The 22,279-nt window shown below is 73.4% G+C and carries 19 protein-coding genes; 3 read left to right on the forward strand and 16 right to left on the reverse strand.

Annotated features, from left to right (window positions below):
* Positions 1–248: 248 nt before the first annotated feature.
* A complete protein-coding gene (locus E0504_RS16705) occupies positions 249–473 on the forward strand; it encodes a heavy-metal-associated domain-containing protein (protein WP_020463551.1) in 225 nt (74 codons plus the stop codon).
* 58 nt (positions 474–531) lie between these two features.
* On the opposite strand, the gene hemB is transcribed toward E0504_RS16705, so the two are convergent.
* From hemB to E0504_RS16735, 6 genes are all read right to left on the reverse strand, one after another.
* Positions 532–1,548 carry a porphobilinogen synthase gene (gene hemB / locus E0504_RS16710; RefSeq protein ID WP_112104681.1) on the reverse strand — a complete coding sequence of 339 codons (1,017 nt, stop codon included), beginning with the start codon at positions 1,546–1,548 and terminating at the stop codon, positions 532–534.
* A complete protein-coding gene (locus tag E0504_RS16715; RefSeq protein WP_112104682.1) occupies positions 1,545–3,359 on the reverse strand; it encodes a uroporphyrinogen-III synthase in 1,815 nt (604 codons plus the stop codon). Before E0504_RS16715 ends, hemB begins: the two co-directional genes overlap by 4 nt.
* Positions 3,360–3,361: 2 nt before the next feature.
* On the reverse strand, positions 3,362–4,426 hold the full coding sequence (gene hemC, locus E0504_RS16720; RefSeq protein ID WP_112104683.1) for a hydroxymethylbilane synthase: 1,065 nt from the start codon (positions 4,424–4,426) through the stop codon (positions 3,362–3,364).
* Positions 4,423–5,853 carry a glutamyl-tRNA reductase gene (locus tag E0504_RS16725; RefSeq protein ID WP_071066482.1) on the reverse strand — a complete coding sequence of 477 codons (1,431 nt, stop codon included), beginning with the start codon at positions 5,851–5,853 and terminating at the stop codon, positions 4,423–4,425. The genes hemC and E0504_RS16725 overlap by 4 nt, the downstream gene beginning before the upstream one ends.
* Entirely contained in the window at positions 5,850–6,782 is a 933-nt protein-coding gene (locus E0504_RS16730; protein WP_071066483.1) for a redox-sensing transcriptional repressor Rex, read from the reverse strand. The genes E0504_RS16725 and E0504_RS16730 overlap by 4 nt, the downstream gene beginning before the upstream one ends.
* 221 nt (positions 6,783–7,003) lie before the next feature.
* Positions 7,004–7,540, reverse strand: coding sequence for a glutaredoxin family protein (locus tag E0504_RS16735; RefSeq protein ID WP_243657526.1), 537 nt, complete (start codon positions 7,538–7,540; stop codon positions 7,004–7,006).
* A 246-nt stretch (positions 7,541–7,786) separates the two neighbouring features.
* On the opposite strand from E0504_RS16735, the gene E0504_RS16740 reads away from it, so the two are divergent.
* Together E0504_RS16740 and E0504_RS16745 are read left to right on the forward strand one after the other, a co-directional pair.
* Positions 7,787–8,746, forward strand: a complete 960-nt coding sequence (locus E0504_RS16740; RefSeq protein ID WP_112104685.1) for a sigma-70 family RNA polymerase sigma factor — start codon at positions 7,787–7,789, stop codon at positions 8,744–8,746.
* Between the two features lie 276 nt (positions 8,747–9,022).
* Entirely contained in the window at positions 9,023–9,907 is an 885-nt protein-coding gene (locus tag E0504_RS16745) for an HAD family phosphatase (protein ID WP_020463559.1), read from the forward strand.
* A gap of 47 nt (positions 9,908–9,954) precedes the next feature.
* Here the strand turns inward: E0504_RS16745 and E0504_RS52100 are convergent, their stop codons facing one another.
* The 10 genes from E0504_RS52100 to E0504_RS16795 all read right to left on the reverse strand — a co-directional run bounded on the left by E0504_RS52100 (position 9,955) and on the right by E0504_RS16795 (position 22,198).
* Entirely contained in the window at positions 9,955–11,295 is a 1,341-nt protein-coding gene (locus E0504_RS52100) for a lysophospholipid acyltransferase family protein (RefSeq protein ID WP_373693907.1), read from the reverse strand.
* 38 nt (positions 11,296–11,333) lie between these two features.
* Positions 11,334–12,374 carry an NAD-dependent epimerase/dehydratase family protein gene (locus E0504_RS16755; protein ID WP_131625075.1) on the reverse strand — a complete coding sequence of 347 codons (1,041 nt, stop codon included), beginning with the start codon at positions 12,372–12,374 and terminating at the stop codon, positions 11,334–11,336.
* A gap of 200 nt (positions 12,375–12,574) precedes the next feature.
* Positions 12,575–13,411 carry an SAM-dependent chlorinase/fluorinase gene (locus E0504_RS16760; RefSeq protein ID WP_235013575.1) on the reverse strand — a complete coding sequence of 279 codons (837 nt, stop codon included), beginning with the start codon at positions 13,409–13,411 and terminating at the stop codon, positions 12,575–12,577.
* Positions 13,412–13,724: 313 nt separating this feature from the next.
* Positions 13,725–13,823: a 30S ribosomal protein bS22 gene (locus tag E0504_RS16765; protein WP_003948845.1), complete on the reverse strand. Its 99-nt coding sequence runs from the start codon at positions 13,821–13,823 to the stop codon at positions 13,725–13,727.
* A 102-nt stretch (positions 13,824–13,925) separates the two neighbouring features.
* Positions 13,926–14,798, reverse strand: coding sequence for a pyrroline-5-carboxylate reductase (proC, locus tag E0504_RS16770; RefSeq protein ID WP_112104688.1), 873 nt, complete (start codon positions 14,796–14,798; stop codon positions 13,926–13,928).
* A gap of 94 nt (positions 14,799–14,892) precedes the next feature.
* On the reverse strand, positions 14,893–17,304 hold the full coding sequence (locus E0504_RS16775) for an acyltransferase (RefSeq protein WP_243657527.1): 2,412 nt from the start codon (positions 17,302–17,304) through the stop codon (positions 14,893–14,895).
* Positions 17,305–17,740: 436 nt separating this feature from the next.
* Positions 17,741–18,490 (reverse strand): class I SAM-dependent methyltransferase, encoded by a 750-nt coding sequence (locus E0504_RS16780; RefSeq protein ID WP_071066487.1) that lies wholly within the window; start codon positions 18,488–18,490, stop codon positions 17,741–17,743.
* A gap of 73 nt (positions 18,491–18,563) precedes the next feature.
* The gene (locus E0504_RS16785) at positions 18,564–19,430 is read right to left on the reverse strand and encodes a sugar phosphate isomerase/epimerase (protein WP_071066580.1); all 867 of its coding nucleotides are present in this window, start codon (positions 19,428–19,430) and stop codon (positions 18,564–18,566) included.
* A 502-nt stretch (positions 19,431–19,932) separates the two neighbouring features.
* Positions 19,933–21,138, reverse strand: coding sequence for a Ppx/GppA phosphatase family protein (locus E0504_RS16790; RefSeq protein WP_243657528.1), 1,206 nt, complete (start codon positions 21,136–21,138; stop codon positions 19,933–19,935).
* 379 nt (positions 21,139–21,517) lie between these two features.
* Positions 21,518–22,198: a response regulator transcription factor gene (locus E0504_RS16795; protein ID WP_026240240.1), complete on the reverse strand. Its 681-nt coding sequence runs from the start codon at positions 22,196–22,198 to the stop codon at positions 21,518–21,520.
* Positions 22,199–22,279: the final 81 nt, after the last annotated feature.

The raw sequence follows: 22,279 nt of genomic DNA on the forward strand, positions 1-22,279 counted from the left end.
GGCGGCTCGATGTGTGGCGGGTGAATGAGTCCATGGACTCATTCACCCGCCACGCTAAACCTGAGTCGAGGTTTGGGCCGCGGTGGGGGGGTGGGGGGGGTGGTGGGGTGGGGTGGTGGGGTGGTGCTTGCCGTTTTCCTTGTGGTCCGTGTGACGCGGCGGAGAACCCTACGGGGGGAGGGTATGGGCGTAGGGTTCGGTGGGTATTGGGAACCGTTCGGACGAAAGCATCGCGAGGAGGCGTCGCCATGTCCGTCACCAGCATCGTGACCACTTACAGCGTCACCGGGATGACCTGCGGGCACTGCGCCGCGGCGGTCAGCGAGGAGATCTCGCGGCTGCCTGTGGTGACGTCCGTGGACGCCGACGCTCCCAGTGGCCGGGTGGCCGTGACGAGCACCGGCGAGCTGGACGACGCGGCCGTCCAGGCCGCCGTCGAGGAGGCCGGCTACACCCTGACCGGCCGCCTCTGACCAACGCCCCCGGCCGCGGCCCGAACCTGGCGGCGGCCGGGGGCTGGTGGCGGGGAGGCTAGCGGCGGGAGGCCAGCCGCTCCGCGACCTCGGCCGCCCAGTAGGTGAGGATGATGTCGGCTCCCGCCCGGTGGATGGCGGTAAGCGTCTCCATGATGACCCGGTCGCGGTCGAGCCACCCGTTGGCCGCGGCGGCCTCGACCATCGCGTACTCGCCGGAGACCTGGTAGGCGGCGACCGGGACGTCCACGGAGTCGGCGACCGCGCGCAGGACGTCCAGGTAGGCCAGGGCGGGCTTCACCATCACGGCGTCCGCGCCCTCGGCCAGGTCCAGCTCCACCTCGCGCAGCGCCTCACCGGCCGAGCGGGCTGGATCCTGCTGGTAGCCGGCCCGGTCGCCGAACTGGGGGGCGCACAGGGCGGCCTCCCGGAACGGGCCGTAGAAGGCCGAGGCGTACTTCGCCGAGTAGGCCATGATCGGGATGTCGGTGTGGCCACCGCCGTCCAGCGCGGTGCGGATCGCCGCGACCTGGCCGTCCATCATGCCGCTGGGGGCGATCATCTCGACGCCGGCGGCGGCCTGGGCCAGCGCGATCTCGCCGTAGCGGACGAGGGTCGCGTCGTTGTCGACCTCGCCCGTGGCCGTGAGCAGGCCGCAGTGACCGTGGTCGGTGTACTCGTCCAGGCAGAGGTCGGCCATGATCACCGTGTCGCCGCCGACCTCGGACACGAGGTCGGCGATGGCAAGCTGGACGATGCCGGCCGGGTCGTCGGCGGACGAGCCGCGGGCGTCCTTGTGCTCGGGCACGCCGAACAGGATGATGCCGCCGACGCCGGCCGCGGCCGCCTCGGCCGCCGCCTTGCGCAGCGAGGAACGGGTGTGCTGCACGACGCCGGGCATCGAGGAGATCGGGACCGGCTCGGGCACACCCTCCCGGACGAACATCGGCAGGATGAGGTCGGCGGGATGCAGCCGGACGTCGGCCACCATCCGCCGCAGCGCGGCCCCGCGGCGCAGCCGCCGCGGGCGCGCCACGGGGAAACCGACGGCCGACCGCCCGGGCCCCGCGATCACCGCCGGGAACCCCGGCGCGGCTTGGGCAGCCTGGCGGCGAGCGGGCCGACCTTGCCGAGCTCCTCGCGGTGCTCGGCGGCGAACTCCGCCAGCGACGCGACGAGCGACGGGATCGACGCCTCGGTCGCCTGGACGTCCACCCGCAGGCCGAGCTCCTGGGCGGTCGCGGCCGTCGCCGGGCCGATCACCGCGATGACGGTGGTCTCGTGGGGCTTGCCGGCGATTCCGACCAGGTTGCGCACCGTGGAGGAGGAGGTGAAGACCACCGCGTCGACCCGGCCGCCCTTGAGGGCCTCGCGGATCGGCGCGGGCGGCGGCGCGGCGCGCACCGTCCGGTAGGCGGTGACGTCGTCCACCTGCCAGCCGCGGTCCTTGACGCCGGCGACGAGGGTGTCGGTGGCGATGTCGGCGCGCGGCAGGAGAACCCGGTCGAGCAGGTCGAGCGACTCGTCGAACTCGGGCCAGTCCTCGAGCAGGCCCTCGCTGGACTGCTGGCCGGCGGGCACCAGGTCGGGGCGGATACCGAAGGCGCGCAGCGCGTCCGCGGTGGCCTCGCCGATCGCGGCGACCTTGACGCCGGCGAAGGCGCGGGCGTCCAGGCTGCGCTCCTCGACCTTCTCCTGCACCGCCTTGACGGCGTTCACCGAGGTGAAGGCGACCCACTGGTAGCGGCCGGAGACCAGCCCGGTGATGGCGCGCTCCATCGGCGCGGCCGTCCGCGGCGGCTCGACGGCGATCGTCGGCACCTCCAGCGGACTCGCCCCGTGGGCGCGCAGCGAGTCGGAGAGGATCGCCGCCTGCTCCTTCGTCCGGGGCACCAGCACCGTCCAGCCGAACAGGGCGCGGGTCTCCCACCAGGACAGCTTCGCCCGGGTCGCGACGACCGGGCCGACGGAGATGATGACCTCGTTCGGCGGGTTCGCGGTGGCGTTGAGCATCGGCGCGACGTCGGCCTCGATCCGGTCGAGGGTCGAGGTGACGGTGCGCTGGTCGGTGGTCGTGCCGTCGACGGTGACCGCGACGGGGGTGTCACCGGCGCGGCCGTGCTCGACCAGCGCGGTCGCCACCTTGCCGATCTCGGTGGGGCCGGCGGTGACGATCAGCGTGCCGGGGGCCTGCGCGAGCGCGCCCCAGTCGACGTCGCCCGGTGTGGTGGGCACGCCGAGACCACCGAAGCCGGTAGGGGTGCCCAGGCCGAGGGGCGCGCCGAAGCCGCCGCCTACGCCCAGCGGGCCGCCGCCGAGGCTCGGCATCGACCGGCCGCCGAGGCGGGACGTCCCGAAGGGGGGCGGGGTGAGCGGGCCGACCGGGTCGCCGACGCCGAACGGTGAGGCCGAGGCGACCGAACCCGAGGACGAGAAGACACCCGACGTGCTGGCGAAGGTGACCGGGCTGCCCGGCGCGACACCGGCGTAGGTCGCGACCGCGGCGGAGGTCGAGACACCGGGAACCACCCGGTAGGGGATCTTGGCCTTGGCCAGCGACTGCGCGTCCGCCGCGCCGATCCGGGTCAGCCACGGGTCCGAGGCGTAGAGCCGGACGACCTTGTCCCCGGCCCGTGCCCGGCTGACGACCGCGGCGGTCGCGGCCTCCGCGTCCCGCACCGGCTTCGGGGCGTCGAGGTCACCGATCCGCAGCACCTCGGCCGACAGCGACTCGACCACCTCGGACGGTACGTCCGGGTCGGCGACCACCACGTCGGCAGCGGTGAGAGTCTCCACGGCGAGGACCGTGAGCAGCCCCGGATCACGGGGACCGGCGCCCACAAGCGCGACCGGGGACACGGGCTTCTTGGTACGTCGGGTGGCCATGCTCAGCTTGTTCCCATCAGCGTGTGTGCTCCGGCGGACAACAGCTCGTCCGCGAGGCGCTGCCCGAGCGCCTCCGGGTCGACGGCAGAACCGGTGAGCTCGCGCCGCAGGACCCTGCCTCCATCCGGCGCGGCGACCACCGCCCGCAGGCGGATCTCACCCACGGCGGGCGCATCGTCACCGCCCGCGACCGGGCGTGCGTCGGTACCCGGAAGCACGTGGGCCAGAGCACCTACCGGAGCGGTACAACCGGCCTCGATGCCCGCCAGGAAGGCACGCTCGGCTCGGACCGCGACGGAGGACGTTGCGTCGTCGAGCACAAACCGTAGCAGCTCCGCGAGTCCCTCATCGAAGCCCCGGCCCGCTTCTGGTCCGGTCTGGTCGTGGGCTGGTCCGCCGCCGGCCGGGGTGCGCACGCACTCGATCGCCAGCGCGCCCTGCCCGGGAGCGGGCAGCATCACCTCGGGTGAGATGATCTCGGTGACCGCGTCGAGGCGGTCGAGGCGGTCGAGGCCGGCGTGCGCGAGCACCACCGCATCCACCTCGCCGTCGATGGCCTTCTTGATCCGGGTGTCGACGTTGCCGCGGATCGGGACGACCTCGAAGCCGTGGCCGAGCGCGAGCAGCTGGGCGGCCCGCCGCGGCGACCCCGTCCCGACCCGCGCGCCCGGACCCAGCTCGCTCAGGCGCCGGCCGCTGGGCGAGACGAGGACGTCCCGGGTGTCGGCCCGGCGCGGGACGGCGGCCAGGACGAGTCCGTCCGGGGTGGCCGTCGGCAGGTCCTTGAGCGAGTGGACGGCGAGGTCGATCTCACCGGCGAGCAGGGCGTCACGCAGCGCGCTGACAAAGACGCCCGTTCCACCGATCTGGGTGATCGCCACCTGCGACTGATCACCCGCGGTAACGATCGGGACGAGTTCCACGGGCCGGCTCAGCCGGGTCCGCAGCGTCTCGGCCACTTTCTCGGACTGGGCCCGCGCCAACGCGGAACGCCGGGTGCCCAGTCGCAGCGGCCGCCGCGCCAGGAGCGCGTGTGCTCGTGCCTCGGGCCCTCGGGTCACTGTCACGTTCTCTCCACCAGATCCAGATCAGGGGCGGAGACGATGGCCGGCACGTCACGCGGCAGGTCGAAGAGCTCGCGCAGGGCCTCGGCGTAGGAGTCACCGCCAGGCGCCTCGGCGAGCTGCTGGACGCGCACCGTGGGCGCGTGCAGCAGCTTGTCGACGACCCGCCGCACAGTGCCGGAGACCATGTCCCACTCACGGTTGTCAAGGTCGGGCAGGCGGGTGCGCAGCCGGTCCAGCTCGTCGCGCACCACCGCCGCCGCGTGGGCCCGCAGCGCCACCACGGTCGGGGCGACCCGCTCGGCACGCCGCCGGTCGAGGAACCCGGCCACCTCGGTGGTCACGAGGGCCCGGACGGCCTCCACGTCATGGGCCACCTGCGCCCCGTCCAGGGCGACCCGCAGGGCCTCGATGTCGATCAGGGTCACCCCGGGGAGCTCGCGCACCGCCGGGTCGATGTCGCGCGGCAGCGCGAGGTCGAGGAAGACCAGCGGCCGGGCGCCGCGGCCCGCCAGCGAGGCGCGCACCACGTCGTGGCCGACGACGAGCCCGGAGGCTCCGGTCGACGAGATCACGAGATCCGCGCGGCCGACCTCGTGGGCGATCTCGGCCAGCCCGACCGCGCGGGCGTCGTGCAGATCGGCGACCCGGGCCGCGCGGGCCGCCGTCCGGTTCGCGACGACGACGTCACCGGCGCCGGCCCGGCGCACGGTCTGGGCCGCCAGCGAACCGACCGCGCCGGCCCCGATGATCAGCACCCGGGCCCCGGCGAGCGGGGCGGGGCCCGTCACCTCGACCGGGGCCGTCAGCTCGGGGCGCAGCAGCGCCTCCACCGCGTCACCCGGGTCGCATCCGGGGGACGCGACGGGCGCGACGAGCATGTCCGGCCGGCGGGCCTGCAGGTCGAAGGCGGCCATCCGGACGCCGACCGAGACGATCGAGGCCCCCGCGGCGTCGATGGAGGTCTCGGTGTGGGCCCGCTTGCCGACCCGCAGCGCGGTCTGGAACAGGTTGGCGAGCGTGCCGCTGGTCACCTCGGCAGACTGGGCCAGCCGGAACGCGGCGCGGACCTGGCCGAGGATCTGCGTCTCGCCGACCAGCATCGAGTCGAGGCCGCAGACCACCGAGAAGAGGTGGCTGACGGCGCGGGCCTCATGGTGGACGTACAGGTGCGAGGCGAGATCGGTCAGCGGTACCCCGCACACGCGGCTCAGCTGGTCGGAGATGTCGGCCAGGCCGCCGTGGAAGGTCTCCACCTCGGCGTAGATCTCGGTGCGGTTGCAGGTGGAGAGCAGCACCGCCTCGCTGAGATGATCCGCCGCGACGAGATCGTGCAGCACCTTCGGCGCGTCGTCGGCGGAGACCGCGGCGAGCTCGAGCAGCGAGGTCGGGGCCGTCCGGTGGTTCAGGCCCACCGCGAGCAGGCTCACTCCGCCTCACCCCCGTGAGTGGCGGCCGGCATCGGCACCTCCGGCGCCTGCGCCATCCGTGCCGCCTCCGGCGCCTGCGCCGCCTGTGCCGCCCGCGACTGCCGCGCCACCGGCTGCGCCAGCGGTGAAGGCTGCGCCAAGGGTGACGGTGGCACCATCCGACGGGTCATCCGCACGACCTCACCAGCCTCGTCATCCACGAATCCGCCCGACCCCGGCTGATCGCCGACCACCACGCCCCCCGCGCCGGGGGCCCGGCCTGGCGACGGACGTTTACGCGCTTCGTGAAAGGAGAGAATCTGCAGTTCCAGGGCAAGGTCGACCTTACGCACATCCACTCCCTCGGGCACCGAAAGCACCGTGGGGGCGAAGTTCAGGATGCTGGTCACGCCCGCTGCCACGAGGCGGTCGCAGACGCTCTGCGCCGCGGCCGCCGGCGTGGAGATCACGCCGATGGTCACCTGGCAGTCCTCGATGACCGCCTCCAGCTCGTCGACCGGGCGAACGACGACCTCACCGACCCGCTCACCCACCCTGGACGGATCGGCGTCCACCAATGCCGCGATGCGGAACCCTCGGGCATGGAAGCCGCCGTATCCGGCAAGTGCATGCCCGAGGTTACCCACGCCAACGAGAACGACCGAGCGGTCTTCGGTCAGGCCGAGCTCGGCCGATATGCACTCAAGGAGCACACCCACGTCGTACCCGACTCCGCGCGTGCCGTACGAGCCGAGCTGGGAGAGGTCCTTGCGTACCTTCGCCGACGTCACGCCGGCGGTCGCGGCGAGCGTGTCCGAGGACACCGTGTGCACGCCGCGCTCGCCGAGCGCCGTCAGCACACGGAGGTAGAGGGGCAACCTGGCCACTGTCGCCTCGGGCACCGGCGACCGCCCCGGTACCCGCCCGGCACCCCGCCGAGGTTGACCCATCCGCGGCTCCCGACGTTGCTCGACAGTGCGGGCCGGCGGCACTACCGCCCGATGCCGACCTCTGGGCCGGTCCTGATTCCGACCTCGAAGCCGGCCTCAACGGCGGCCGCGAAGCCGGCCCGGAGGCCGGTGCGGGCCGAACGGGCGCGCCCGACCCGGCGGTCACCGCGGCCGACGACCGCATCTGCGGACCCGTCGAGTCTACGACTTCGTGAAGGGATTCACGAAGTTCCCGATGCGGGGCTCCTGCCGGACCGGCCTGAGCCACCGGACCTGCCGGTCAGCCAGGACCACCGGTCGCCGGCGAGCGCGCGCCGCAGCCGCTGCTCCTCCACCCGCCAGTAGCCGTGCTCCCGGCCGTCGACCAGGATCACCGGGACCCGGTCGCCGTAGGTGTCCGCCGTGCGCGGGTCGGCGTCGACGTCGAGCTCCCGCCAGCCGGCCCCGACATCGGCGCTCACCCGCTCGATCACCTGGCGCGCGTCGTCGCACAGGTGGCAGCCCACCCGGGTGAGCAGGGTGATCCGGACGCCGGGCACCTCGCCCCCGGCGGCACCGTCACCGGCGGGGCTGTCGGCGGTGACGTGGTCACCGGCGACATGCGCGGGAGTCGATGTGGCCCCTTGGGGGCCCTGTTCGCGGTTGGGCCCGGACGTCCCGGCGGCGACCTCGGTCATCTCATCGACGATAGTCCCCCGCCACAGCAGGGATACCGCCCCTGCGAGGCCGCCCCGACGGTCGCCGGTAACCGGGCTCACGGTACGGTTCCCGGTCCCCGCCGTCAGCCAACCGGCTACAGCCAGCTACTCGGCGACTATGGTGGAGTCGTTGTCCGGCCATCCTCCGTACCGCGGCCGGCACCGAAGTACTACGCGCCACCATGCCAACACACCAGGTAACCGCGACACGACGGCAGGTCACCAGAGCACCACGGCAGTGACCCGGCCCCACCCCTCGCCCGCGAAGATCGCGACCGCCCGCGACGTCCATGTTCGGGAGCCCGCATGCGCCTGCCCGCGGCACCGGCCACCCTGCCCGCGGGACCGGCGGCGCCACGGTGGGCACTCGCCCCGGCCGCGGCGCGGTCGACCTTCGCCCCGGCGGCGGCGCGCCGGGGCCTCACTCCGGCCGCGGCGCGGTGGGCTCCTGCCGCGGCGGCGCCGTCCCAGTTCGACGACCCGCTGGCCGTCGGCGTCGCCACCCTGCGCGCGGAGATCGCCCGCGCCCGCCGGGCAGGGCTGCTCGGCGTGCTCCCGGTGCTGCTGGGCGCCGCGATGGCCACCGCCCGGACGGCGACCGCTCACTCCATCCGGGTCGAGCCGGTCGGGCCGCACACGGAGGACGTCCGTCCCTTCACCGACGGTCCCGCGGACGGTCTGGGCATGCCCGACCCGCGCAGGGACGCCGATCTCGTCGGTCGGGCGATCCGCGGGGAGCGGGAGGCCTTCGGCCTCATCTACGACCGGTACGCCGAGTTCCTCTACCGCTACGCCTACTACCGCGTCGGCGGCAACCGCGCGGTGGCCGAGGACGTGGTCTCCGAGACGTTCCTACGGGCGCTGACCCGGATCTCGACCTTCGAGTGGCAGGGCCGCGACATCGGGGCCTGGCTGGTCACCATCGCCCGCAACCACATCGTGGACCTCGCCCGCTCGGGCCGGGCCCGGCTGGAGTTCCCGACCGCCGACCTGCTCGCGGCCGCGGACGGCCACCCGGGCGCGGGCGCCGCCGTTCCCGGCCCGGAGGACGCGGTGCTGGCCGCGCTGGACATCCGCGAGGTGCTCGAGGCGCTGGGAACACTCGGGCCGGAGCAGCGGGAGTGCGTGACGCTGCGGTTCCTCGAGGGGCTGTCCGTCCGGGAGACCGCGCGGGCGATGAACAAGAAGGAGGGCGCGGTGCGTGCGCTGCAGCTACGGGCCGTGCGGACGCTGGCCCGGCATCTGCCCACGGCGCGCACCGACTGACCAGCCACATCGGCTGACCAGCCACATCGGCTGACCATTCGCACCAGCTGAGACCATTCGCGTCGACTGACTGTTCGCATCGACTGACTGTTCGCGCCGACTGACCGCGGATGGCCCACCATGCGGTCCCGGCGGCGCCACGGGTCGTAGGCTGACCACACGGCGCGGCACTCGACGCGGCCGGGCAACCAGATTCGCTCCGGATGTCGGCGGGCGTGGCCAGGACCGGGCCGGTCGGCCACCGGCGACGGCGACCGGACCGGCACGGAGATGACCATGAGAGTGCGACGACGCAAGGATCACCTGGGTGGCCGCGAGGCCGCGGAGGCGGCGGCGACGGCCGCGCTGAAGGTGGCTGCCGAGGAAGTGGCCAAGGCCCCGCCGGACGAGTCCGCCGCTGCCTTCTTCGACGTCGACAACACGATGATGGCCGGCGCGTCCATCTTCTACTTCGCCCGCGGGCTGGCCGCCCGCGACTTCTTCGACTCCCGTGACCTGCTGAAGTTCGGCTGGCAGCACGTCAGCTACCGGCTGCGCGGCCTGGAGGACCCGAACGGGATGCGGGACGCCCGGGAGGCGGCCCTGGCGTTCGTCGCCGGACGCAGCGTGACGGACATCGTCCGTTACGGCGAGGAGATCTACGACGAGCGGATGGCCCAGCAGATCTACTCGGGCACCCACGCCCTGGCCCAGCAGCACCTCGACGCCGGGCAGCGGGTCTGGCTGGTCACCGCCACCCCGGTGGAACTCGCCTCGATCATCGCCCGCCGGCTGAGCCTCACCGGCGCGCTGGGTACCGTCAGCGAGGTGGCGGACGGCAAGTACACCGGGCACCTCGTCGGGGAGCCGCTACACGGGCCGGCCAAGGGCGCGGCCGTGCAGGCGCTGGCCGAACGGGAGGGCCTCGACCTGTCCCGCTGCTGGGCCTACTCCGACTCGGTGAACGACCTGCCGATGCTCTCCCTCGTCGGCCATCCCGTGGCCATCAACCCGGACCCGGACCTGCGCGCCGTCGCCAAGGAGCGCGGCTGGCTGATCAAGGACTTCCGGACGGCACGCAAGGCAGCCAAGATCGGCATTCCGACGGCCGCCGGGATCGGTGCCCTCGGCGGCGGCGTCGCTGCCGGCATGGCGCTGCGCCGCCGCTACGGCGGAACCTGACGGTCAGGATGACGCGGGCCCGACGGAGGCCCGTCGGGCCGCGGCGATCAGAAGAACACCGAGCGGCGCTGCATCAGCAGGCCGTACAGCGTGTGCTGGATCGTCTCGCGGATGCGGTCGGTGAGCTCGAAGACGAGCATCGGGTCCTCGGCCGCGGCCTGCGTGTACTCGGTGGTGTCCACCGGCTCACCGAACTCGATGATCCACTTGCTCGGCAGCGGGACGAGCCCCAGCAGCCCCAGCCAGGGGAAGGTCGGCGTGATCGGGAGGTAGGGCAGCCCCAGCAGCCGCGCCAGCGTCCTGGCGTTGCCGACCATCGGGTAGATCTCCTCGGCGCCCACGACCGTGCACGGGACGATCGGCACCCCGGTGCGCAGCGCCGCGGAGACGAACCCGCCGCGACCGAACCGCTGGAGCTTGTAGCGGTCGCTGAACGGCTTGCCGATGCCCTTGAAGCCCTCCGGCCACACCCCGACCAGATGCCCCGCTCCCAGCAGACGCTCGGCGTCCGCCTGGCAGGCGAGGGTGTTGCCGGTCTTGCGGGCCAACGGCGCGAGGAACGGCAGGGCGAACACCAGGTCCGCGGCCAGCATCCGCAGGTGACGGTGGGCCGGGTGGTGGTCGAGAATCGCCAGGGCGGTCATCAGCGCGTCGAGGGGTACCGTCCCCGAGTGGTTCGAGACGACGAGCGCCCCGCCCTTGTCCGGAATGTTCTCCAGGCCCCGGGTCTCGACCCGGAAATAGCTCCGGTAGATCGGGCGTAGCAGCGGCGCCACGATGTGCTCGGTCAGGTCGGGGTCGAAGCCGTGCTCGTCCACCGTGTAGTCCCCGGTGATGCGGCGCCGCAGGAAGGCGAGCAGCTCGGCGAGCACCCGCTCCAGCTCACCGGCGTCCGCGACCGGCTCGGCCGGTGGCCCGACCGCCTCGCCACCAGGATCCGCGCCGCTACCAGGGCCCGCCTTGCCGCCAGGGGCGGTGCCGGTGCCGGTGCCGGCACCGGCACTGCCCGGACCGCCCGCATCACGTGAACGGTCGGCACCGTCGGCACTGTCGGCACCGCGAGAACGGCCGGCGGCGTCAGCACCGCCTGGATGGTCGGCGCCGTTCGGGCCGCTCGAGCCGTTCAGAGCACCGGCACCTCCCCGGCCGGGGAGGGCGGCCAGGTCATCGAGGCCGTCGAGGCCCGCCCGCGTTCCGGGCTCGCGCTGGCTGCCGGTGCCGGCCCGGCTGGAACCGGATCGTCCGGAACCAGGCCGGACCGTCCGACTCGCGGCGCCGGTCGCGCGCGCGCTCGTCCCGTTGGGCGAGCGCCTGGTCCCCTCGGGTCGCGGCGGCGGCGGACCGGCCGCCCCCGGGGGACCGGCGCGTCCATCCGGTGGCATCGGCACGTCGGCCCCTCTCCGCGAGCTGGTGTCCCGCTCGCCCATCAGGACGTGCTGAGCAGCCGGCGTCGGGCGAGCACGCCCTGAAGGCCGTGCTCCACCCGCGAGACCAGCTCGTGGTCGATGGTGAACCGCAGTCCGCGGTCCTGGACGAAACTGTCGAACGTCGCGACGGTCGTGTACTGAGGAACGTATCCGAACACCTCTTTGAGCTTGGTGGTGTCCACCGCGCGCCCGTGCGCGAGGAACCCGAGCTGCTCGGAGGAGAAGTCGACGAGCCGCAGCCGGCGGGCGATGTTGCCCAACGACCCGATCGCGGGGAAGGGCACCGGCAGCGCCGGCCGCCCGGCCCGCCGGATCGCCTGCGAGAGCAGGAGCACACCGTCCCCGGCCACATTGAAGGTGCCGGCGTGGGTCTCCCGGGTGGCCTTCAGGAGTACCGCCATCGCGTCGTCGGAGTGCAGCAGCTGAATCCGTGGGTCGAAGCCGAGGACCGTCGGGACCAGCGGAAGGTCGAGGTACCGCGCGAGCGGGCTGTCCACTCGCGGGCCGAGCACGTTCGCCAGGCGCAGCACCGTCACCGCGATGTCGGGGCGCCTCCGGCCGAAGCCTCGGACGTACCCCTCGACCTCGACGGCATCCTTGGCGTAACCGCCGCCGGGAAGGCCGCGCGGTTCCATCTCCTCGGTGAACAGCGCGGGGTCGCGCGGTGACGAACCGTAGATCGACGTCGTCGACTTCACCACCAGTTTCTTCACCCCGGGGGTCTTCTGGCAGGCGGCGAGGAGCTGCATCGTCCCGATGACGTTGATCTCCTTCATCGCCGTGCGCCCGCCGGCGCCGAGCGGCGTGGCGAGCACACTCAGATGCAGGACGGTGTCGATGGCGGCGGTGGAGATGACCTTCGCGATCAGCGGGTTTCGGATGTCCACCCGAACGAACTGGGTCCGGCCGAGATCCGCCGTCGGGGCGATGGTGTCGACCCCGACCACGTCGACGATCTCGGGGTCGCCGGCGAGTGCGGCCGCGACCTCGGCGCCCAGCGGACGCGACACTCCTGTCACAAGCACGCGACGTGGCCTCATGGTCGCCTCCCCGGCATGACCTACCGACTCGGCCAGCGGCCGGCCTCGCGGGGTCATCGTACGCCGCGCACCACCCTCATCGCTGCGTAGCGTCACATCAAGGCACACGGAAAGCTACGGAGAGTAGCAAGACTACGGTCGGCGACGCACGACACGGGATGCCAGTCGTGTCAGACCCGCTCGCGCACCACGCTCCGACGTCAGGCGAGCCCACGCACCGCGCTCACCGGGATCCGGGCGCCGTCCCGGGGGACCTGGGCGACGACGACGGCGTCGCCGCGCCGCAGGCGCAGCACCTCGGCCGCCCGGCCGCAGTTCACCGCGATCATGACCTGGCGCAGCGCGTCCTCGCAGAGCGCGATCTCGCCGGGCGGGACCTCGCCGTAGGTGTGCGCGAAGGGCATGGTGAGCAGCCGACCGTCGGCGCGCACCTCCACCCTGTCCCCGAGCAGGATGCCGGCGGCCTCGAGCTCGGCCCTGGTCATGTTCAACGAGAGGTTCCCGAAGTGGTCCACCGAGAGCACCTCGCCGTGGACGTGGTCGTCGTCCACGTGGCACACCCGTGGCTCCACGACGACCAGCTCCCCCGGGTCGATCCTGGGGCCGACGTCGGCCGGAGGCAGGCCCGTCGCGAGCCGCGCCACGACCGGCGCGTAGACGTCACGGCCACGGAAGACAGCGGTGGGCAGCGGGAGCCAGAGGTCCGGGTTGGAGATCTCGTAGGCCTCCTCGACGCCGCCCAGGGCCTCCCAGCCCAGCGAGGCGACGCCGTTGTCCGGGGCGACGAACGTCGATCCGTCCGCGGCGCGGGCGACGACACCGCGGGTGTAGCCGCTGGCGTCGAGCTGCTCGACGACCACGAGGTGGATTCCCCTCGGCAGGTAGCCGACCGCGCCGACCAGCGTCACGGCCGCCTGGCCGATGTCCTGCGGCGCAATCGAGTGGCACAGGTCGATGACCCGGGCGTCCGGCGCGTGCCGGGCGATGATCCCGTGACAGACGCCGACGCAGGCGCCGTCCACTCCGTAGTCGGACATGAATGTGATCCACGCGCTGCCCATGTGACCCCCTGTGCCCGGACGGCGTCGTTGCCGACCTTGCAACCAGCCTGCCATACGGTCACCAGGACCGCATGGACGAGCACACAGCGCGAAACAGGTCTGTTACTCGGCTGTCCGGGCCGGGACAGCGGCCGCAACGGGCCGACATGAGCGGGCCTGACCGCGGGAACCGTGGCTTGACGATGGGAACCGTGGCAGCCGGAAGGGACCCGCCGACGACGCGGCGGCACGTCCGGGATCCGCGCCCCTTGTGATCCGTGCCGCCCCGGCGTCCGCCGGCCCGCCGCCGCTACTTCTTGTTACGGCGCTGGACTCGCGTCCGCTTGAGCAGCTTGCGGTGCTTCTTCTTGGCCATACGCTTGCGACGCTTCTTGATTACGGAACCCACGTACCCGACCGATCTGTTGACGAGGTTTTTCCGAGCGAGCCTACCCGCCGGAACCCCCCGGCAAGACGACCGGTGCGGATCCCGGCCGGTGCCGGGACGGCGCTAGGACGCGCCGAGTTCCCGGGAACGCGCCCACGCCGCCTCGACCGCGTCGAGGACGGCCGCCCGTACCCCGCCGCGGTCGAGCTGCCGCAGCGCGGCCACGGTCGTCCCGCCAGGCGAGGTGACCGCCTCCCGCAGCAGCGACGGGTGCTCGCCCGCGGCCCCACCCGCGCCATCCGAGTCACCCGAGTCACCCGAGTCACCCGGGTCGCCGGCGCCGGGGTCGCGCAGCATGCGCGCGGATCCGGCGGCGGTCTGCACGACGAGCTCGGCCGCCAGCGCGCGCGGCAGGCCCAGCAGCACACCGCCCTCGATCATCGCCTCGATCAGGTAGAAGAAATAGGCCGGGCCGCTGCCCGACAGGGCCGTGACCGCGTCAAGCTGGGTCTCCGTCACCCGGACGACGCGACCGACCGGGCGGAGCATCTCCTCGACCGCGGCGACATGCTCGTCGCCGGCACCCGGCCCGGCGCACACCGCGGACATCGCCTCGCCGACGAGCAGCGGCGTGTTCGTCATCACCCGCACGACGGGGGTGCCCGGTGCCAGCCGCTCGGCGACGAACGCCGAGGTGACCCCGGCCGCCACCGAGACGACCAGCGTCCCGGGCGCGACGTGCGGAGCGAGCTGGGCGAGGACCGTGCCCATGTCCTGCGGCTTGGTCGCCAGGACGACGACACCGGCCTTCGCCGCCGCGGCGGCGGGATCCACCACCTCGACGCCGTACCGCCGGGTGATCTCGGCGGCCCGGCCCGGGTCGCGCTCGGCCGCGACGACCTCGGACGGCGTCCGCCCCGCCCGCAGCAGCCCGGACATCAGGGCGCCGCCGAGCCGGCCGGCCCCGACGATCGCGACAACGCTCGAACCCACCACCGAACACTTCCCTTCGCTCCGGTGCCCACCGCATCCGACGGCGACCACGCCGATGAAGGTTATGACCCGGGCTGCTCGGGACGTCCCATCGCTCTCACCAGTCGCGCCCCGCGCCCGGGACCGGGCCGAAAAGCGGGTCGGGCTCGGCGGGCTCGCGCCCGGCGCGCGGATCCCGGACGGGCTCGAGCACGTGGTCCCCGGCGTGGTCGGCGGGGCCGTGCCCGGCTCCGTCGAGACGGTCGAGGCCCTGGTCACGCCCGGGACCCCTGCTCTCCCCGGGCCCCCGCCCGTATGCCGGGCCGTGGCCGTGGGCAGGGCCGTGACCGTTCCCCGGGCCGTGGCCGTACGCCGGCGCATGACTGGGCCCCGGCACGTGACCGTGGCCCGGCACGTGACCCAGGGCCTGGCCGTGGGCGGGGCTGTGCGCAGGGCTGTGGCCGTACGCGGGCGCGTGGCCGGGTGCCGGGCCGGGCCGGTGGCCGGCCGGATGGGCGACCCCGGGCAGGCGGCCGGGCTCGGCGGGATCGGCCGGGCGGCCGGGGCGGTCGCGCCCGGCCCGCGGGCCGGTCCCGTGGGCAGGGGGCGCGCCGGGGTCGAACGTCGAGGGAAGGTGGAGGTTCATGGTGTCGCCGCCCATCGACGCCGCCGGCCCCCGCCGGGGAGCGCCCATGGCCGGGCCAGCGTCCGCGGCCGATCCGGGGCCGCGGTTGAGGGCCGGGTAGGCCGCCCAGTCCGGGATGGGGGTCGGTTCGAACCCACCGGCGTGCGTAGCGCCCACCGCCGGCCCGTGTTCGTACACGGGTGGCCCGTCGGCGCGGTCGTAGACCACCTCGCCGGCCCGGGGCCCGCTCGGGCGCGGAACGGCCGGCATCGGCTGCGAATCCGGATCGTGGGAGTAGCCGGCCCGGGCCGGCCCGGGCCCGGCCGGGCCGCCGCGGCCCGGGTAACCCTCGTCCACCCAGTCGACGTCGCCGTCCGACCAGTCTCCCGGCCGAGGCGGGGCGCCGGCCCGGCCACCGCGCCCGTCCGCCTGCTCGGCGTCGGCGGCGCTCGTGCCGACACCGGCGAGCACCGGCTCCAGCTCGGGCAGCTCCGGCAGCTCGGACAGGTCCCGCTCCCGCGGCTCCCGCGGGCCGGCCTTGGCCGGCACCTGGGCGGGGGCCCCCGCCGGGCCCGCGGCGGCGGCGGGGCGGGCCGGGCCACGCGGGGTGTCCGCCCACTTCGGCCGGCGCGCGATGATGGGCTTCTCGATGAAGCGGTTCGAGAAGTAGGCCGTGATCGTGGTGCAGACTGCGGCGACGACCACCGACGGCCAGAGCCCGATCCGCGGCACGAGCTGGCCGGCGGCGGCCGAGATGAACGGGTAGTGCCACAGGTAGATGCTGTAGGTGATCTTTCCGGTCCAGGCCATCTTCGGCGAGCCGAGCAGCCGCACCCACCGGGCGTCCCGGTTGACGTCGGCGCCGATGATCAGCAGCGCGCCCAGGGCCGCGCTCGGCACGTAGGCCCCGTAGTCGATCCAGTTCGCTTCCGGGAGGTCCTTGTTCGGCCCGAGGAAGGCCAGCAGGAACAGCACGATGCCGGCGGGAAGGCCGAGGGCGGCCAGTCGCCGTCCGCTCGTCCAGCGTTCGACGGCGGCGGCGGTCGCCGCGGAGTGAGCTCCGGTCGAGGCCTTCTTACCGTCGCCCTTCCCGCCGCCGTCCTTCCTGTCGCCGTCCTTCTTGTCGCGGACCACCGGGGTCGCCAGCGCGCGCAGCCGGTTGTCCCGCCAGACCGCGACGAGGCAGCCGATGAGCAGCGGGGCGATGTGGGTGTCGGGCGCGAGGTAGACCCGGCTGCGCGGGGCCCCGTTGGCGGCCATCATGTACGTCCAGCCCATGATCAGGCCGATCGAGGCGATCAGGAACGTCAACAGGTACGGGCGCAGCCGCGCGGAGCGGACGAAGAGCAGGAAGACCCACGGCCAGACCAGGTAGAACTGCTCCTCCATCGACAACGACCAGACGTGGGCCAGCCAGCGCCCGCCGCCCAGCGGGTTCTCGACCTTGTACCAGTTGTTGACGTTGAGGAACGTCGAGAGGGCGCTCTTGATGTAGTCGTCGCGGTATGGGATGTCATCCCACTTGAAGGCGACCGTGATAGCCAGGCCGAGCAGAAGATAGACCCACATCACCGGCATCAGCTTGTACGCGCGCCGGACGAGGAAGCGCCCGATCGAGACGGTGCCCGTGCGGGCCTGCTCGGCCAGCAGCAGGGTCGTGATCAGGAACCCGCTGAGCACGCAGAACATGTCGACGGCCACGTTGCTGGCGTGGATGGCGCCCATGTGACCGGCGAGGATGATGTAGATGCAGATCACGCGCAGACCGTCGAGCGCCGGGTTGTAGGCGAACTTCGCCGCCGCCGCCGCCTCCGCGTCGGTGGGCTGCCGGGTCTCGGCTGGCCCGGCCGGCGGGCGCGGGGTGGGCTTCGCCCGCCTGGCCGCCCCCGGCGGGCCGTCGGTCATCGGAAGCGAACCGGCTCTCACGATCGTGCGTCCCCTCCTCCAGCCAGGGACGCACGTGGCGACCGGGTGTGAGCACCCGGCAGACCCCTGGACCGCCGTCCGGCCGCGGGCCGCCCCGCCGTGCCCGACCCCCGCCGTGCCCGACCCCCGCCGACCAGGATCAAGACCGGCGCGCCCGGCCATGCGACGACACGGGCGAGTCGGTCAGAACCCCACGAACGCGCACGACGATAGCGGAAGCCCCTTATCAGACTTCCAGTCGCATACTCCTGACACGTTTCTAAAGGATCCGAAAGGAGTTGGACGATTACGAGAGGTATCCACCAACGGCCCGACCGCCCGGCGTCAAGGGAGCATCACGGCGCCGCTACCTGCGCGAAGGCACCTCGCGAACATCACCGGCGGATCCGCGCCGGCATCACGATCGGTCGGTGGTTCAGGGGACGCGCGCGACGACCAGCATCGTCCGGAACGGCTCGATGATCCGACCGTCGGGGAACGAGCGCAGCAGAGAGCGGCGCTCAGCCGCGAGGAAGTCCTCGAGCCGGTCACCGATCGCGGCGACGTACGACTTCGAGCACAGCCACGTCTCGTAGAGGTCGATGTCCAGCTCCCGGTGCCACCGGCAGGTCACCGTAGCCACCTCGGCGAACAGCCCCGTCCAACGCAGCTCGTCGGCGAACGGCCGGTTGCGGTACTCCCTGGTGTAGCCGGGGCTCATCGCCTCGAGGCGGTCCTGCTGGCGCTGGTACCAGTGGAAGTCGTCGGCGTCGACGTCATTCCACCACGCGGCGAGCGCTCCGCCGGGGCGAAGCACCCGGGCCGCCTCCGCCGCCGCCACCGGCACCCGCACCCAGTGCCAGGCCTGGGCGTAGGTGACCAGGTCCGCCGACGCGCTCCGGAGCGGCAGTGCCTCCCCGTCGCCCCGCACGACGGGCAGGTCCGGGGTCCGCCGCCGCAGCCGGTCGAGCATCACCGGGCCCAGCTCGACAGGCAGGACGGAGGCACCCCGGGAGATCATGGCCCTGGTGGCGATCCCCGTACCCGCGCCCACGTCGACCACGCCGGCGCCGGCGACGGGCCGGTCGGCGAGCAGTTCCAGATCGGCGAAAAGCTGGTCCGGGTAGCCCGGCCGGGCCTGGTCGTACGCGTCGGCCAACGGGTCGAAGAGTGATCCAGGGGACACGCCCCGATAGTGGCCCCTACGCGGCAACTCCGCCACTGACAGTGGCTTACCCCACCGGACGGTAAGGCCCTCGTCAGGGAACCGGGACGACTCCGGCCGGAGCGGCGAGGTTGAGCCGGGTGAAGGCCAGCGCCTCGGCGAGGTCGGCCTCACGCTGGTCGCGCGACTCCGCGCGCCTGGTGTTGATCTCGACGACGACCGTGCCGTCGAACCCGTTCGCCGCGAGGCGCTCCAGCAGCTCGGCGCAGGGCTGCGTGCCGCGGCCGGGCACCAGGTGCTCGTCCTTCGCCAGCCCCGTGCCGTCCGCCATGTGGATGTGCGCGAGCCGGTCACCGAGCTCGTCCGCCATCAGCAGCGCATCCGACCGGGAGACGCTGGTGTGGGAGAGATCCAGCGTGACGTGCCGGTAGCCGTCGTCGATCGGCGACCAGTCGGGGGCGTAGGCCGAGACCTCCCGGCCCCGGGCGCGCAGCGGGAACATGTTCTCCACCGCGAAGCGGACGTCCGTCTCGCCGGCCATCCGGTGGATGCCGGCGACGAACTCGCGGGCGTAGTCGCGCTGCCACCGGAACGGTGGATGAACGACGACCGTGGGCGCCTCGAGGGTCTCCGCCACCGCCCGCGCGCGCTCGAGTTTCGCCCACGGGTCCGTCCCCCACACCCGCTGCGTCAGCAGCAGGCACGGCGCGTGCACGGCCAGGATGGGGATGCCGTGGTAGTCACGGAGCCGGCGCAGTGCCTGCGGGTCCTGGCTGACCGGGTCCGTCCAGACCATGATCTCGACGCCGTCGTAGCCGAGCCGCGCCGCCATCTCGAAGGCGGTCGCCGTCGACTCCGGGTAGGTGGAGGCCGTGGAGAGTGCCACCAGCCCACCGCCCACCGGCTGGAACCCGGCGGCGGGTGGGCCGGCCGGCGCCCCGAGCCGCGGGGTGACGACCATGCCGGACGGCGACGCCGCCGCCGCCACCGACGGAGGCACCGCTGGCGAAGATGCTGCCGGTGAAGCGCCCGCTGACGGAGATGGCGCTGACGGAGGCGTCGTCGGCGAGGACCCCGCCGGCGGCGGCGCCGGCGCCACCGGCCGCCTCCTGGCACCGCGTTGCTGCACTTCGGCTCCCGTATCAGGATCTCGGCGGCCGAACGGCCGGACGCCTGTTGTGACCGGACCCGTCCCGGACCGGTGAGGAACCGGCCCCGTCATCCAGGCTAGGCCATACCCGGCGTGCCGCCTCCCGGGCCTTTGCTCCGCCAGGAGGCGGAACGCATCGCCGGACAGGCCCGGCGGTGCCGCCCGCGGGCCCGGGCCCGGTAACCGGACCAGCGGCGCGACGGCAGGACCAGCGGTGCGGGACGGGTGTCCGGCGGATGACCGGCCCCGCGCCCACGGCGCTCCCGCGTTCAGAATCGCCGACGACGAGACCACACAGTGACGCAAGTCATCGCTACCGTGCCGGTGGAAGCGAACGCGGGCCGTCCAGTCCCGAGGTCAGCAGGTCGAGCCGGCGCAGGATCACCCCTTCGCGCAGCGCCCAGGGGCAGATCTCCACCTCCTCGAGGTTGAACAGATCCAGCGCCTCGGCCGCCACGACGGCGCCCGCGATCAGCTGGCTGGCCCGCGACGCGGAGACACCCGGCAGCGCCGCGCGCTCGGCAGCCGACATCCGGCACACCCGCGCGGCCACCTCCACGAGGTCCTCCCGGCGCAGGACCCGCCGCACGTACGGCCCGCGGCCGTAGGGCGCGGCGCCGGAGACACGGGCCAGCGAGCGGAAGGTCTTGGACGTCGCCACCGCCCGGGTCGGCTCGCCCACGTGGTACAGCGACCCGACGACCGGCGCGATCTGCGCCCGGACATAGCGGCGCAGCGCGTTGAGCTCCGAACGCTTGGGCGGGTCGTTCTCGCTGAGCCAGTCCCTGGTCAGCCGGCTCGCGCCGAGCGGGAGGGAGGCGACGACCTCGGGGTCCTCGTGCATGCCCGCGCCGATCTCCAGCGAGCCGCCGCCGATGTCGAGCGCGAGCAACCGTCCCGCGCTCCAGCCGAACCACCGGCGCACCGCCAGGAAGGTGAGCCGCGCCTCGGCCTCACCCGGCAGGACGGCGACCTCCAGCCCGGTGTCGGCGCGTACCCGCGTCAGCACCTCGTCCCCGTCCGGGGCGTCCCGGACGGCTGACGTGGCGAAGGCGACCAGGTCGACCACGTGCAGGTCCTGGGCGTGCGCCCGCAGCTGCTGGATGCAGTCGGTCAGCGCCTGTTCACCACGCTCGGCCAGCCGCCCGTCGTCGTCGAGCAGTTCGACCAGACGCAACGGCACCCGCACGCTCGCCGCCGGCTGCGGCTGGCCACCCCGGTGCGCGTCCACCACCAGCAGGTGGACGGTGTTCGACCCGATGTCGATCACACCGAGGCGCATCGGGCCGTGCGGATGACCGGGAGGCGCCGCGACCCGGTTGTCCGCGGCCGGGGCGGTGGGCCGCAGGCCACGCTCCAGCTCACGCAGCGCACCGTCGTCGCCGCTCCGCGGAGCCTGGCCGCCGGTGCCTGCGCGAGCGGTGTCGGCGCGAGCGGTGTCGGCGCGAGCGGTGTCGGCACCAGCCGTGTCGGCACCAGCCGTGCCCGGGCCGATGATGTCCGCGACTGCTTCGTTCACGCCGGTCGCGTCCGCCCCGGGCTCGACAGCGCTGGTCTCACCAGCGGCGAGCTCAACAGCGCCGAGCTCAACAGCGCCGGGCTGGTCGGCGCCGGCCCTGTTAACCGGAACACCTCCGCCCGGTCCCCGGCGCGCCAGCGCCGGTCTCAACCGCACCGCCGGTCACCCGCCCGGATCGCCATCCGACCGATGGCCCCGCGACGGCCCGTCCTACGACCGCTCGTCACCGGACTGGTCACCCCCCTGTGTATGCCGCCGCCGACGCCCCGTGACCGGGAGGCCGCGCGTGGCCTGCCCCGGAATCCGTCCGTCCCGGGCGCCCATCCAACCTAGTGCCGCTTCCGACCACGTCAGCCGGCCAGTGGGGGGCGGGAGCCGGTCAGGGCTCGAACTTGTAACCCAGGCCACGCACCGTCACCAGGTGCCGCGGCGCCCCCGGCTCGGCCTCGATCTTGGTGCGCAGGCGCTTCACGTGGACGTCGAGCGTCTTGGTGTCGCCGACGTAGTCCGACCCCCAGACCCGGTCGATCAGCTGCCCGCGGGTGAGCACCCGGCCCGCGTTGCGCAGGAACATCTCCAGCAGCTCGAACTCCTTGAGCGGCAGCGCGACCTGGCTGCCGTCGACGGTGACGACATGCCGCTCGACGTCCATCCGCACCCGGCCGACCTCCAGGGTGGCGTCGGACACCTCCTCGGTCTCCACCCGGCGGCGCAGGACGGCGCGGATCCGGGCGACGAGCTCGCGGGCCGAGAACGGCTTCGTCACGTAGTCGTCGGCGCCCAGCTCGAGGCCGACCACCTTGTCGATCTCGCTGTCCCGGGCGGTGAGCATGATCACAGGCACGGTCGAGCGGGCGCGCAGCGTGCGACAGACCTCCGTCCCGGACAGGCCGGGGAGCATGAGGTCGAGCAGGATCAGGTCGGCACCGTGCCGGTCGAACTCGGCCAGCGCGCTGGGCCCGTCACCGACGACGGCGACCTCGAACCCCTCACGCTCCAACATGAACGACAACGCATCGGAGAAGGACTCCTCGTCCTCGACCACGAGCAGCCTGGTCACCGTCACGCTCCCTGTACTCCCGCGTCCGCCGGGATCTCCGGGGACGAAATGTTTCACCGCGCGGTGTCACACCGTTTTACG

Source organism: Parafrankia sp. BMG5.11, assembly GCF_004337455.1.